The sequence below is a fragment of the Acidithrix sp. C25 genome (assembly GCF_904848545.2).
This window is the reverse complement of record NZ_CAJHCI020000003.1, coordinates 802,138-816,830: the sequence shown is the minus strand read 5'-3', so window position 1 is coordinate 816,830 and position 14,693 is coordinate 802,138. Positions and strand designations below refer to the sequence as shown.

12 protein-coding genes are annotated in these 14,693 nt (G+C 46.3%); 4 read left to right on the top strand and 8 right to left on the bottom strand.

What is annotated here, in order from left to right; translation table 11 throughout:
- Positions 1–88 precede the first annotated feature (88 nt).
- Complete coding sequence (locus ACIDITHRIX25_RS000000102545) at positions 89–601, bottom strand: MaoC family dehydratase (protein ID WP_052605091.1); 513 nt, start codon at positions 599–601, stop codon at positions 89–91.
- On the bottom strand, positions 598–1,047 hold the full coding sequence (locus ACIDITHRIX25_RS000000102540) for a DUF6941 family protein (RefSeq protein WP_152625908.1): 450 nt from the start codon (positions 1,045–1,047) through the stop codon (positions 598–600). Before ACIDITHRIX25_RS000000102540 ends, ACIDITHRIX25_RS000000102545 begins: the two co-directional genes overlap by 4 nt.
- A 24-nt stretch (positions 1,048–1,071) precedes the next feature.
- On the opposite strand from ACIDITHRIX25_RS000000102540, the gene ACIDITHRIX25_RS000000102535 reads away from it, so the two are divergent.
- The 3 genes from ACIDITHRIX25_RS000000102535 to ACIDITHRIX25_RS000000102525 all read left to right on the top strand — a co-directional run bounded on the left by ACIDITHRIX25_RS000000102535 (position 1,072) and on the right by ACIDITHRIX25_RS000000102525 (position 4,994).
- On the top strand, positions 1,072–1,731 hold the full coding sequence (locus ACIDITHRIX25_RS000000102535) for a class I SAM-dependent methyltransferase (protein ID WP_201732108.1): 660 nt from the start codon (positions 1,072–1,074) through the stop codon (positions 1,729–1,731).
- Positions 1,732–2,082: 351 nt separating this feature from the next.
- The gene (locus tag ACIDITHRIX25_RS000000102530; RefSeq protein ID WP_201732107.1) at positions 2,083–3,672 is read left to right on the top strand and encodes an acyl-CoA dehydrogenase family protein; all 1,590 of its coding nucleotides are present in this window, start codon (positions 2,083–2,085) and stop codon (positions 3,670–3,672) included.
- 521 nt (positions 3,673–4,193) lie between these two features.
- A complete protein-coding gene (locus ACIDITHRIX25_RS000000102525; RefSeq protein WP_201732106.1) occupies positions 4,194–4,994 on the top strand; it encodes a hypothetical protein in 801 nt (266 codons plus the stop codon).
- A 300-nt stretch (positions 4,995–5,294) separates the two neighbouring features.
- On the opposite strand, the gene ACIDITHRIX25_RS000000102520 is transcribed toward ACIDITHRIX25_RS000000102525, so the two are convergent.
- The gene (locus ACIDITHRIX25_RS000000102520; protein WP_201732105.1) at positions 5,295–6,713 is read right to left on the bottom strand and encodes an MFS transporter; all 1,419 of its coding nucleotides are present in this window, start codon (positions 6,711–6,713) and stop codon (positions 5,295–5,297) included.
- 1,262 nt (positions 6,714–7,975) lie between these two features.
- Here ACIDITHRIX25_RS000000102520 and ACIDITHRIX25_RS000000102515 point away from each other — a divergent pair.
- Entirely contained in the window at positions 7,976–8,176 is a 201-nt protein-coding gene (locus tag ACIDITHRIX25_RS000000102515; RefSeq protein WP_201732104.1) for a YgaP-like transmembrane domain, read from the top strand.
- A gap of 235 nt (positions 8,177–8,411) precedes the next feature.
- Here the strand turns inward: ACIDITHRIX25_RS000000102515 and ACIDITHRIX25_RS000000102510 are convergent, their stop codons facing one another.
- From ACIDITHRIX25_RS000000102510 to ACIDITHRIX25_RS000000102490, 5 genes are all read right to left on the bottom strand, one after another.
- Complete coding sequence (locus ACIDITHRIX25_RS000000102510; protein ID WP_201732103.1) at positions 8,412–9,353, bottom strand: HpcH/HpaI aldolase/citrate lyase family protein; 942 nt, start codon at positions 9,351–9,353, stop codon at positions 8,412–8,414.
- A gap of 497 nt (positions 9,354–9,850) precedes the next feature.
- The gene (locus ACIDITHRIX25_RS000000102505; protein WP_201732102.1) at positions 9,851–10,600 is read right to left on the bottom strand and encodes a dienelactone hydrolase family protein; all 750 of its coding nucleotides are present in this window, start codon (positions 10,598–10,600) and stop codon (positions 9,851–9,853) included.
- A 217-nt stretch (positions 10,601–10,817) separates the two neighbouring features.
- Complete coding sequence (locus ACIDITHRIX25_RS000000102500; RefSeq protein ID WP_201732101.1) at positions 10,818–11,279, bottom strand: pyridoxamine 5'-phosphate oxidase family protein; 462 nt, start codon at positions 11,277–11,279, stop codon at positions 10,818–10,820.
- Between the two features lie 873 nt (positions 11,280–12,152).
- Complete coding sequence (locus ACIDITHRIX25_RS000000102495; RefSeq protein ID WP_052605133.1) at positions 12,153–12,962, bottom strand: hypothetical protein; 810 nt, start codon at positions 12,960–12,962, stop codon at positions 12,153–12,155.
- A gap of 9 nt (positions 12,963–12,971) precedes the next feature.
- Complete coding sequence (locus ACIDITHRIX25_RS000000102490) at positions 12,972–14,378, bottom strand: class II fumarate hydratase (RefSeq protein ID WP_249685827.1); 1,407 nt, start codon at positions 14,376–14,378, stop codon at positions 12,972–12,974.
- Positions 14,379–14,693 lie beyond the last annotated feature (315 nt).

Below are 14,693 nucleotides of genomic sequence, written 5' to 3'. Positions count from 1 at the left end.
GAAAAAAGCTTATGAAGCCATTATATCAAAGATTTATCACTTTTAGTGATATTTTGCTAAAGTTTCTAGTGAATTATGCCGATTAAGGTCAATCCCAAATTTCGCCGGCATAGGGGCGCTGTCGCGCTGGAGCAAATTCTGTCTTCCAAACCATTACTCGTCGCCGGAAATAGCACACTTCAAGGCCATTTTGATTGATTCCCTTGGTTTCAACCACAACGATACCCCTATCTGGTTTGGACTTAGATTCAATCAACTCAAGTACGCGGGTTTCGGCATAGATCGTATCTCCATGGAATGTGGGATTTCTATGGATCAACGATTCGATCTCTAGGTTCGCAATCGCGGCGCCTGAAACATCAGGTACAGACATACCCAGAATCAGAGAATAGACCAAATTCCCCACCACAACATTTCTTCCCTGAACGCTTTCGTGCTCAGCAAAATATAAATTGGTGTGAAGTGGATGATGATTCATAGTGATCATACAAAAAAGGTGGTCGTCCGCCTCTGTGATCGTCTTTCCTGGCCAATGTTTCAATATGTCACCAGGGACAAAATCTTCAAAATAGCGCCCGAACGGACGATCGTAGGTTGTCACTGATTGCCTTCCATCATTGTGAAGTCAGGCATTGCTCGTGTGGCAAAAAAAGCGCTCCAGCTTGGATCGCTATAGCCATTAACTGTCAGTCTCCAAACAAATGACTTACCTGGCTCGAGGGGAAGGGGGCCCAAGTTGATGGCAATATTGACTGGAATTGCCGCTTCAGCAGGCATCTCCTCTGGTCTGCCAACACGAAAGTCACCTCTAACTTCAATTGGACGCGGGCCATCCGGAGTCTCAAAGATAATGGGGTCGCCATTTTGCTCTTCGAGAAATAGTTCCCAATGATGCTCGTCGTCGACGGCGTTAAAGTCAACGTCAATCTTTAGAGCAATTGCCATTGGGGTCGGTCCAGGGCCAACAAGGCTCCAGCCGCCACCGAGGATAAATAGCTTGGCCTCAGAGACCACAGCGGAGTCGCATAAAAGTAATGTAGCATTCACGTCAGATACGCTAGTGTCTTTAGCGTGACATTTGCCATTCCATATCAACTTCGCGACGATCTTTATAAAAGTCCGCTTCTTCGAGCACTCCAACACCTGCGCGATATGACAGGATTTTCCTGCGTAGACGTAGGAGCTGGCGGTGGTGATGTCTCAATTGCTCTGGCAGAACTTTGCGGACAAAATGGGCGTATCTACGCAGTTGATATCGATCCAGTCCGTCGAAATGAGATCGCAACCCATGCGGCACAATTCTCTCAAGTGATCGCGCTAACTCAAGCCGCCCAGGAATTAACGTTGCCAGAACAAGTCGATTTAGCCTACTGCCGATTTCTCTTGTTGGCGGTGCCAGAGCCAAAGATAGTCATATCTCGAATGATCAAAGCGACTAAAAAAGGAGGTTGGGTGATTCTCCAAGAACCGATCACGAGCTGCGGACGAGTAGGTCGCTTACCTCTAAGCATGGACAGTGATTTTGTGGTAGACCCCGATATTGGGGCATCTCTCCTTGAACTTCTCGTAGACCAAGATCTCGAAGTAAAAGACGCATGGATTGAAGCTCCAGTGGGAATTGGCCCAGGAGCAGTATCGTCATACCTCGAGGCCCTTACGGACACTGAAGTACTAGATGAACAGATCGTGCTTCCACCAGTGGTGACAGTAGTAGGACGAGTTAATCGTTAGCCCAAAAGGAAATAGTGCGCCAGAAAAGAGCACTGGGCACCATGAAAGCAAAATAGTGATAACCATTGAGGGAAAAACTAATTTGTATAGACTTCTTCCGTAGTCGAAATTGCCAAATACGCCTTGGCTGCTCCATTTAGGCAGCTGAATCTTTGATCGCAGAAATGGCCCTTGCGACGTAGCGATGGATCTCAAAATAACGAGTGAAGTCGCAAGCTACGCACAAGCTACGCAATCGATACCCGAGAAAGCAAAGATGGCTAGATGAATAATCCATATCTTGAGAAAATGAATAATTTTTGCTATTTGGCAATTCAAAAATAGTGGCGAAATAGGCTAAAATCTCCTTTCATGTACGAACCTGATATGCAGTTAGCGGCCACTGCCGTTGAAACAGCGAAAAAAATTGTCGCTAGCGCAATTGTCGAAATGAAAAACTCTGGAATAGACGCCAACCAAGTGGTAGCTTACGATCTCGCGCATGCGGCATCTGGAGTTGAGGCGGCAAAGGCAATGATCACCTATGGTGCTAACGGTGCGATCGAGGCACGCCTAGCGTGTGCCTTTATCGCAGAAGTAGCTGGAGATCTGGTATCGCGAGCCTTTGGCCGAGAGTCACTCTGGGGTATAAATGAAAATCAATTGGAGACCCTGCACGATTTTGTCCGTCGTTTCCGCGATCCAAATTACGTAAGCAGCCTTGCAAATCAGATGGGACCAACACACCTAGACGTTGACTTCGAGCTGGTAAGAGATACATTTCGCAAATTCGCCCAAGACCAAATCGCACCGCTTGCCGATGAGATTCATCGTAAAAATCTTGACGTACCCGAATCTATAATTTCGGGCCTAGGCGAGATGGGAGCCTTTGGCCTTTCAATTCCCGAGGAATATGGAGGCTTCTCCACCGGCAACGAGAACGACTATCTTGCTATGGTAATAGCCACCGAAGAACTCTCACGTTGCTCTCTTGCGTCTGGTGGATCATTGATCACCCGACCTGAGATACTAGCTCGGGCACTCCTTAGAGGAGGGACACAAGCCCAAAAAGAGTACTGGCTCCCGAAACTAGCCTCAGGAGAGATAATGGCCGCCGTAGCTGTCACCGAGCCAGACTATGGTTCAGATGTGGCTGGATTAACTACGAGCGCGGTTCGCACTGAAGGTGGTTGGCTCTTGAACGGAGTAAAGACCTGGTGTACCTTTGGAGCTCGAGCCGACGTATTGATGGTCCTTGCCAGAACAGACCCGGATCGCTCAAAGGCTCATCGTGGCCTCTCCCTCTTTATTGTTCCCAAGCCCCACGGAGATTCAGGCGGATTTCTCTTTGAGCAAGCTAGCGCCGATGGAGCACCTGCCAAAATGGAAGGCAGGCCAATCGACACTATAGGTTATCGAGGCATGCACTCGTATGAAATTGCCATCGAAAACTGGTTCGTGGCCAACGAAAACCTAGTTGGAGAAGATTCCGGCCTTGGAAGAGGTTTCTACTACCAGATGGAAGGCTTTGAAAACGGAAGAATTCAAACCGCAGCACGAGCAGTGGGAATCATGCAGGCAGCATATGAAAGTGCCGTCGTCTACGCACAAAATAGAAAGGTCTTTGGGGCACCGATAATTGACTACCAGCTAAGCCAATACAAGCTAGGAAAGATGGCGGCGATCATCCAAGCATCGCGCCAACTCGCCTATCAAGTCTGTATTTTGATGGCCAAAGGCGAAGGGGCTCTAGAGGCATCTATGGTAAAGGCCTATGTATGTCGAGCCGCAGAATGGGTAACTCGTGAGGCAATGCAGATACACGGTGGCATGGGCTACGCCGAAGAGTTCCCCGTAAGTCGCCTTTTTCTAGACGCACGAGTCCTTTCAATCTTTGAAGGTGCCGACGAAACCCTCTCTTTGAAGGTCATAGCACGAAAACTTATCGACAGCATAAGTTAATCGTCGAAAATGAAATACTCCAAAATCTCTAAATAGTTCACGAAGACGGCCACAGCCACAAGATTTCAGTAAGTTCCACGCTTTGGACTATCCCGGGATTTGTGGCTGTCGGCTGCAGATGCATCTTGGTTCCTTGGGTAATTTAAGCGAGAATGCTTTGGATTGGACACCTGCACCGCGTTGAAAATGCGCCAACAGATTTTAGCTTTCAAAGCGACTCTAGATAGTCATCGGCGCTATGGCATACAAGGGCTTTCGGTTCGTAAAAAATTTAGATCCATCGAACTTTACAGGGAGACCTCGAACTTTATCTTGAGAGAGTCAACCACAAAGTGGCAAATATGTACTATCGATCGACCATTTAGCCATCGCAGCTTCTAAAAAACTATTTATTCGGGGGCATAAACGAGCCGAAATATCTTATATTGATAGAAACTGTAATATTAATTCGTTCCGGTTGCGATATTTAACCGTTAACTAGATGTGACCTATATCTAACAGCGACACGAGGTTTAGATTCAATGAAACAAGCACGAGACGCTGTTGCCTGGATCGCTATGAATATTGGTATGGTCTTTGCCCTTGTGGGCATCTTCAGCTTTCTGGCAACGCAGAGCATCTTCCAACAGGGTACTCTCGCGAATTCTGCAAAGACAATTATGGCAAGTTCCGCGGTTAGAGCCGACATCTCCAATGCAATCACTTCATCAATAACCAATACATTGGGAATGACATCGCCACAAAGTGCAAACGAGGTAAATCTTGCACTCCAAAAGACCTTCGAAAATGCCTCCGTCCAAAACATATTTGCAAATGCGCTATCGGAGGCTCAGTCGCACTTGAATGGCGCCTCACTTGGCCCCATCACCATAGGAGGTCCAACATTTCAAAACACCCTAGCATCGTCTCTCCAACCGATTGACCCATCCCTAGCGTCTCTGGTACAAAAGACTCCTCTAGTAATCAACATACCTGGCACCTCCCTTCCGAATCTTGGAATTATAAAACGAGCACTTCCTCGAGTCGAGCGTGATGCCTTTGTTGGCGCGGGACTGCTGCTTGGATTCGCATTTATCATTGCAGCTAAGCGAAGACATGTCATTGAAGCGATCGGCTGGAGGCTAATTGCAATAAGCTTCTTCAACGCCTTCGTCTTCTTCATACTTCCACAATGGATAATACCAATGCTCGCAATATCGTGGGGACCAGTGGCCTCCATAGTACTAAAGGCCATCGGTGGACCCGTTATCGCCACCTACATCACGATCTTTGTGACTGGCATTGGTTGCATTAGTTTGCCAAGATTTATTCCATTTCTATAGCCAATATGGCAATCATTCGTATCCCCAGCCACATTCGATCAAATCTATCGCCAAGCTATAGTCGTCATCGCTTGGCCCCTAAGATCTTGGTTTAGCCAAAACTGGTACCAAAACCGGCATAAGCCTAAATCCATCCAAACCAAGATCGAAGGCTCGCTTATCTCTTTTGGAACTGATCCTGGATCTACAACCATCTACCAAAAGGTGACCCACGCAAGAAACCTCCGGCTCCACCTAGTCCTACAAGAACAATTCAACCGCAGTTCAAAGTCACAAAGCTCAATCCAGCTGGTCTCAACTTCAATCAGCGCTCGCCTTTAGGTCGGAGTGCGACCTAGACCTTGACGATAAGAACGATCCAAAGACCCCAGATGCAATCGCCGTTGCACTCTCATACCACCAGAGATCTTGAAAATTACCGAAATTCCCAGATCTCCGTGACGAACCCGCCAAAATTACGACCAAAATAGCAACGCCCACGGCCCCACCAATCTGGCGAGCTGTTTGATTCAACGCGCTTCCAACTCCGAAGTCCGAAGGAGAAAGGTCAGCGACTGCAGCGGCGCTCAGGATGGGAAAGGTCGAACCTATTCCAACTCCCACAATTAAAGACGAGGGCAACCAATGAAAAAGGTAGTTAGGAACTCCTCCGGCAAATATTCCAAAGGAAGCTAAGCCGCACGCATAGATAACAGAACCAAAGATCATCACTATACGAAACCCATATCGTCGGGCTACCTTTCCTGCGAAGCCAGAAACCAGGGCAACGACTATAGGAGTAGGTGTAATAGACAACCCCGCGTCCAATGTAGAAAAATGCCACACGCTAGTCAAGAACAAGATATTGCCCAGTAGCATCGCGAAAAAAGCCATCGCATAGAGAAAGGTAGCCGCATTCGCTGCACTGAACGAACGAATCCGAAAAAGACTGAGATCTACAACGGGTTGTAGATGATTCATTGACCGCCTAATAAACCAGTATCCACTAACCAAAGAAAGAGCAAAGGCCGATAGGACAAAACGAGAGGTCCACCCCCATGATGCACCCTGGGATATTCCAAAGACGACACTCGCAATTGATGTTGTCACTAAAACCACACCGAAATAATCCGGTCGAATTGTCGAAACCGAACGCTCAGATTCAACCAAGCATCGCCTACCAAGAACAAGTGCGACTATCGCGATTGGAATATTTACCACAAAGACCAATCGCCATCCACCAAGAGAGATCAATCCAGCCCCAAGAGTAGGACCGGTAGCGACCGCCAATGCACCAATTCCAGCCCAAAGTGTAACCACCTGCGAACGCCGCTCGGGTGAGAATGCACCTAGAAGCAGACCCAAAGACGCTGGAAGCAATGCCGCCGCCCCGAGACCCTGTACGACCCTTCCCAGAATTACAGTAACCACCGAAGGTGCAAGCGCACATAGCGCCGATCCCAAGGAAAAGATAACGAGTCCGAGATAGAAGGTCCTCCTACGTCCCGATCGATCACCGTATCTACCAGCGCTAACCAGTAACGCTCCAAAGATTATGGTGTAGCCGCTAACCACCCAGGATAGGGCTGCCCGTGAATCATATGGAAATGATTGTTCGATCGAAGGAAATGCGATATTTACGATCGAGAGATCCAACGAAGCCATATAGGTGCCCAATGCAGTAACGAAAAAGGTAAGTCGTTCTGTCTTTAACCTTGGCGCCGAGCTATTGTTATGCAACTATCAATCTTCCATTCCGTAGACCATTGCCCTCTGCACAAAAGTGGCCGAAACCATCGATCTGATCAAGTAAAACCTATAACCGCCAAGTAGTCGAGATCAGCTAGACGTTTGGTCGATTCACAACTTTGCTAACAAATCCTCAACGATAACCCGCAATGCACAAAGTCTAAGACCTAATGCCTAGCCGAGCCACCTGCATTGGCGAAAACCATTTGATATTACCCAACCAAATCGAAGAGTAAATCTATCTCGGAAATCGTCCGCTATCCAAGATATTTTATCAAACTTATGTAGCTCAAAATAGCAAATATCATTTAGAAAAAGCGATTCAACCACGGTCATAAATCCAAATTTATCAATGGTTTTACCTTGAGTAAATATAGTATAATATAGCGAGATAGGTATCTATAATGCATATCCAATCAGATCAATATTCAAAAATGACTACAAGCATGAAATCGTCAACCAAGCAGCCGCCAAGGTCAACTCAGTCTCTAAAAATATCCTATTTTAAATGAACAATCACAATATTCACCTCCGAATCAATGGAATTGTTCTTATGAATATCGATCTTTGAGAAAAACTTTTGCAAGGGCGACTACTGTCCACTGTCCTATCTCATAGAACGAAGATACCTACGGTGCCTACCGACATCCCAAATTAGTTTCCAACTTCCGCTAGTTAGCCCAGTTCAAGTTAGCCCAGTTCAAAAAGAATGCTATTAGTTCGGCCACGTTCTAGCGATTCAAACCCATTTCTTTCATTTTTCTAACCGCATTATCTGCTCAAATTAAATCGCAAAAACAAATTATAGATAGAGTATCTATTATAAAACTTTATTCATTCTATATTAATAATCACAACCTATCATTTGGCTACCTCCGAAAATATCACTCATCATTTATAAAATTCTAGGACAAATTACTCATAAAACGTGTTAAAAATTCGACACTATCTCGAATTTCAACTCATCAATAAAAGGGTTCATCTCTAATCAAAAATGACCCCATTGTTAATTTGATGCAACCAAACTCACAGAGCTTAGTCAAACGATGACCAGGGCGCGGGTTTGAGACTATGCATTAAAAATCAAATCGCCTTCCTCACAATCAGGCCGATCATGGCAGTGGTCTGTCCAACATTCTTCACAGCCCAAAAGGCGCTCCAAAAAAGCAATAGGGCACGAAGACCTTGCCATTCGATTACAGGAATAGATATATACCATAGGGGGTATATATCTATATAGAAAGGAGATCTCAATGAAATTTATTACCTTTATGAACAGCACCACAGGGAGATCCTCGCGAATTATAGCCGGACTAATCTTGATTTTCGCGGGCTTGATTCCAGGAAAGGCCTGGATAGTGATCTCGATAGTTGGACTTGTACCTTTCGTAGCCGGAATTGCCAACAAGTGCATTCTGACTCCGCTCACCCACAACACACCAAGCAACCGATGAGTGAGCGATGGTGGCGATCCCAAGAGCTTAAGCTAGGGTAATGCCACTAGCTTAGCCACATTGCAAGCTCGATTAATTTAATCATAATGCATTAAGGCGAGCCGAAGAGAAGAGGTATCTCCATTTCATCGTCTTCCTACTTAAAGATATAAAATTCCCCGTGTATTCATGCTCTGAACAAATACACGGGGAATTGGTCAATAATCTATCGCCCTAGAGCTGTGGCGTCTTGTATTCAGTCCTCGACGACTCTCTTCATGCCAGCTCTCTCACCTCGAGTAACGAACTTGGTAGCCATCTTTCTTGATGCTTCATCGATCATCTCATCTCCGAACATTACTGCACCTTTTCGATCACCCTCGGTGGCAACTTTGTAAGCGTCCAAAATTGACCAAGCTAGCTCAAACTGTTCGGCGGTTGGCGAATACATCTCGTTTATCACTGTTACTTGATCAGGATGCAAAGCCCATTTGCCGTCATAGCCCAAGGTTACAGTACGATTGCAGTAGTCTCTAAGCGCTTGGCTGTCTTTTACCTTCAAGAATGGTCCATCAATGACCTGCAACCCGTAAGCACGTCCCGCCATCAAAATCTTCGAGAAGACATAATGAAAATGATCACCAGGGTAATTAGGAATCTGAACACCACCCGTCAAAACAGGCATCTCCATCGAAGCTGCAAAATCAGCCGGTCCAAAGACAATTGTCTCGAGGCGGGGAGAAGCCGCACATATCTCTTCGACATTTATCAAACCTAAAGTCGATTCAATCTGTGCCTCGATCCCAATATGACCCTTAGGAAGGCCAGCGTTGATCTCAACTTGGGTTAATAGGCGATCCATGGCTATCACGTCTGCTGCACTCTGGACTTTCGGGAGCATAATCTCATCAAGACGCTCACCAGCATTTCCCACCACTTCAATAACATCGGCGTAAGTCCACTTGGTATCCCATGCATTCACACGCACGCACAATACACGATCATCCCATTCGAGGTTACGTATCGCCTCTACCACCTTGGTCCTAGCACCCTCCTTTTCCAGAGGTGCTACCGAGTCCTCGAGATCCAAAAAAGACATATCGGCCGGAATCGTTGGCGCCTTTGCAAGAAAGCGCTCAGAAGATCCGGGAACTGAAAGGCAGGAACGCCTTGGTAAATTTCTACTTCTATCAGACATTCAAAAATAATAACTCAATTTGATCACGCACTACTAGTCAAAGACCTAAAACTAAATGTCAGCCCCAAAATAAATACCAGCAAAATCCCACTAAGAGATGGGTTTGTTGAAGATAAGTGACAAACTTCACATGACACACAAACAAAAGGTCATCGATCTCAGCCGTATGCGAGAGGGCTTTTCCAGTCTCGGAAAAAAAATACTCCTTCTGTTTTCATCTGTGGCCTCTAGTGAATCTCCAATAGCCCTATAAACAAGGAAGGCCGCTCAAAGGTATCTATCAATAAAAATCCAAAAAGAGTTCAGTTTTCTCGTTGATTCCAATTGAAGCCATCATTGCCCGAACTATAAAAATAATCCCAATGGATTACCTCATAAGGCAACCCATTGGGATTATTAAAAAGCAGAAAACGACTGCTACATCGACCCTGGAGAGCAACTTCCACTCAAAAAAAGCACATCACTAATGAGTAAGCACTTTGACCTTGCACCGGTGGCTACCTAAGGGATTCCTCTAAAAACGGAATCAACCTATCCCAAGCCTGATTTGATGCAGCTGCATCATAGACCTCAGGTCTCGCATCATTGAAAAATGCGTGCTCAGTATTTGGATACACAAAAAACTCCGCATCTTTACCAAGTTCGACCAAGCTGCGTTCCAGTCCCCTGGATACCTTTGGCGGAGCAAAATCGTCGATCTCGGCATAGTGACCTTGGATGGATGCAGTTATCGCCGAATAATCTGGCGCCGCCTCTGGCCAAGGTATTACTCCATAGAACGGTGCAACCGCACCAACCGCATCTGGTCTATTGGCCGCCAAGACTAATGCCAAGCCTCCGCCCATGCAAAACCCAACGACACCGACCTTAGATGTCTCGGCCCGAACCATCAGTTCATCCACAGCACCAGAAAGATCCTTGGCGAATTTATCGATCTCAAGAGCCATCATGTACTTGCCCGCTTCGTCTGGCTCTGTCGCGACTTTGCCGTGGTACAAATCTGGTGCGAGAGCCAAATACCCAAGGGCGGCGAAACGGTCACACACGTCCTTTATGTGATCGACAAGACCCCACCACTCTTGAATTACGACTATTGCTTTGCCATTGCTAGTGGTCGGCGTCGCGAGATAACCAACGCCATTTGTTCCATTACTTGGAAACTCAATCATTTTGCCCATAATTCTAAAGATAGCAGAAAAGTAGATCCAATTAGTTCGATGACCAAAAGACTGTGAAGCAAATGCCACAAAATTCCTCAGAAAGGAATTGAACGATTCAAAACTCAATGAACCAAAGGCGTTTTATCGGCTCATCCCTGGGTTGAAATAGTATTTGGACAGAGATGAAAGCTCTCTGGATCTCAAAAATCTAACGTTATAATCACTCCTTCTTACAAGCAACTCTTTCGAAAGTAATTCTTAGAGCTTTGAAAACCCTAGTCGCTAGAGGTGAATGGCTGAATTCTCAATAAGCGCCGGCCAACTTCGAGTGATCCCATGAAACCATCTTCGTTGCTTTAATTATGACACCAACTCTCTTTGGAGTACTAGAGAGAAATACGAGCGATGCAGCAGGATCAGCCTCTGGGTAATATCTCGAAAAGACTGAATTTCCGATGCTCCTAACGACCTCTAAATCTCGAACTATCTCACAAGTGCCCACTATCTCGACGCCTCTAAGCTGATCATAGCTATTGCCACTCTCCACCAAACAAGTAATAGATGAGTTGCGCTCAAGGTTCTTTACCTTTTGACTCTTGGAATAGGTCCAAAATGCAAGATCATCGCCGTAAAATCCATACCACATAGCGACAAGGTGAATTGCGTTAGACGGCGAGTGAGTTGCGACCGACATTGAAGACGGAAGGTGCAAAAAGGCCGCTAATTCATCCTCGGTCATCTTGATCAGGTCTCTTCTGGTGGCCAATGTGATCTCCTATCGTAAAAAGCGTCCTAAAGTTCCAACATTAGCCAGCAAAAGCGTGGTGTGTCTTGGACCTCACGGATAATTGTCAACATATCCAAGATTTGCACGACATTGCAGGGCAATAGGAGGGAAAACTTGAGGCAAAGTGGCAAATCGAACTTCTCATTGCTAGGCTCTGGCGCGAAAAAGCAGTCAGACAAAGATACGAGATCTGTTACCTGAAGATCCCCACCTGGGGTTTCGGCATTTGCGAATCGACTCGTTCAAAATTTCAAAAGGAAAGTCAAACCCATTAAAATCGAGCGGAAGCCCAACCGAGATGGAGAGCTTTGACTTCAGAGAGCATCGATAGAGATCCTTACTTCGACCCTAATCAGAAAGCCAAGATCACCAAATTAAAATAAATAGGAGATCGAACCAATCGCACGCATTGCCCAAGTGGTGAGTTTATTGCACAAACGGACTTCAAGGGTCCAATGGTTTTTCTCTCAAAAAATAAATAGCACTAGAGATATAAAGTCGCACCAAGAGTCTCTCGCGCAAACCTTTTAGCAATGTCAAAAAGCAAGGATAGGAACTCTCCGGATTACAACGGCATTGCCTTGTCAGACATACCTTTATACGCCGTGAACATATATGCTGTGAATAAATCTCTCTTCTAAATGTAAAGAGATGAGATCCTTATCCTTGATTGTTACTAAGAGACTTGATATCACCTTAAAAAACCAATAGATCGCCTCCCGCTCCAAATCTAGAGTTGGGGAGCCAAGGTCTCAATTGAAGACCTTGAAGAATAGAGTCATAAATATCAAATCAGCCATGTTGGTATGTATAGCCACCTAAGGGCCCAACCACTAGTTACAAAAACGGACGTCAGATCAGTTCGGAGGCAACAGCATCGTTTCTTGTGCTTCTACGTGACCCCATCACATAGGTGACGCTCTCAGGATTAGCCCTAAAACCAGGCAACTCACTGAGGGTAGTTACCTCCTTGTGGAGCTCGCTACCACCTTCAGAACTCCCCAAAGCGAGGGCTCTAATTTGGGCGTCAAATAGCTCGCTAGGTAGCTCAAACCCGAACGGAATTCGGATAATAACCCTAACTCCATCCCCCAGGACTTGGTTGGCTATCGAGATTATGTGACTCGCAATTACAACCCGACCGCCTGAAAAAGAAGATGGCTCCAAAACCAATGCTGAACGATTTGGGGGGTGTGCCTTCCCGATCAACTGAGAGATCGAGTTCATAGGATCGAAATAGTTTATCTTATCTCGAGTATCCAAGGTGTCAATATTCTTACTTGAAACAGAGCGTACTGACCGTCCATTTTCTTTGGTACGGCCAGTAGTCATCGTCTCAAATGCCCGGTTCATATCTAAAAAATACAGAGCCATTCCATTGTCGATCTGGCCAAACAGACCCGATATACTCTGATCCCCTAAAATCTCATCCCGAATCAATTCGACCTCATCACCGACCTCGATAGAGAGTAAAATTCGATTGGCCAGCGTCCACAAAAGACCATTTCTTGGATGTGACTCCAATAGGCGGCGAATTGCGACTAAAAGCATTTCAGGACGGTCCGCAAGCGCACCCAACGAGTCGAGCGCAGAGAGCGCCACTACCTCTGGAGAACGATCATCAAGACCCGCTACATAGCGAAGAATTTCAAGGGGATTCATATTACTAAGTTACCCTATTAATCCACCCTTTGTCATCGCAAAGACGTCTAATGCTTTATCTGCTTCCTCTGGAGTTAGAAGTCCTTCTTCTAATACTAAAGTTCGCAAGTCCTTATTTTCGGCTAAAGATCGCTTGATAATTTTCGCAGCTGCCTCATAGCCAATATAGGGATTCAACGAGGTACCAATAGAAGGTGAAGATAGTGCGTAATTTCTACATCTTTCAACATCGGCCTCAATGCCATCAACACACTTGTGAGCCAGAGCAATTGAGACGGAAGAGATCAACTCAATCGACTCAATTATGTTTCGCGCTATCACGGGAAGCATAACATTTAGCTCAAGGATGCCGGCGCTTCCGCCGAATGCCACAGCGGCATCATTACCGATCACTTGAGCAACCACTTGACATACTGCTTCTGGCACAACTGGATTCACCTTGCCAGGCATAATTGAGGATCCTGGTTGAAGATCGGGGAGGTGGATCTCTCCGAGCCCACAACGTGGGCCTGAAGCCATCCACCTCAGGTCATTTGCGATCTTATACAGAGAGATCGCGATAGTGCGAAGCACTCCTGAAGCCTCCACGAGAGCATCGCGCGAACCCTGCGCCTCAAAGTGGTTTCTAGCCTCAGTCAAGGGCAGGTCCATCCACTCGCGAAGGAGCGCAATAGCTTTAGGCGCGAACTCTTTAGGGGCATTGATACCAGTTCCAACGGCCGTTCCGCCCAAGGGTATCTCGCACACCCGAGGTAGAACTGATTCGATACGCTCAATACCGTAGTCGATTGCTGCACGATACCCAGAAAACTCTTGCCCAAGGGTAACCGGAGTAGCATCCATTAGGTGGGTTCGACCAGACTTGACCACGCTCTCGAATTCAATTGCTTTTGAACCAAGTGAGGCTGACAGTTCCAAAAGCGCCGGAATCAGGTTGAACTTTAGCTCACTGGCGGTAGCCAAGTGAATGGCACTTGGGAAAACGTCATTGGAAGATTGCGAGGCATTGGTATGGTCGTTCGGCTTTACGGTAACGTCAACGAGAATCTCACTTGCCAGAGTTGCTAAAACTTCGTTCATATTCATGTTCGAAGAAGTACCAGAACCAGTCTGAAAGACGTCAATCGGAAACTCGTCGTCGAAGTCACCATTAGCCACGCGCTCTGCAGCGCTGGAAATGGCATTGGCAATTTTCGGATCCAGAGTACCAATTTGAGAGTTAGCCATTGCGCCAGCGGATTTTATGAGCGCTAGAGCCCGTATCAGAGGTTTCGATATCCGAAGGCCTGAAATGGGAAAGTTCTCAACCGCTCGCTGGGTCTGAGCTTGCCACTTAGCTTGTAACGGGACTGCAATGTCGCCCATGGAATCGTGTTCTAACCGGAAGTTTTGGGAATTTGAAGTTGTACTCATCATTCACAAAACTACTACAAATATAAATGCCGTCGCTAATTTGCAATGACCATTATGCCAATGATAACGCTAGCAACGTCATGCTCACCAGAATCAGCTATGAACAACAAATTCGAGACGCATATCCAAACCCATCCCACAAAATCTAGCCTACGCTTAGTCTCCACTGGTACACCAGAGCCTTGGAACCCAAGTATCGTATGGAAAAGCCATCCCTTTAGGTGAGCTAGAAGCAGCTACAATTCCCCATGTAGCCCCCGACACGAGGAGAATAATTAACCGACGACCTCAAAATCACCATTTCGTAAGAGTCAATCA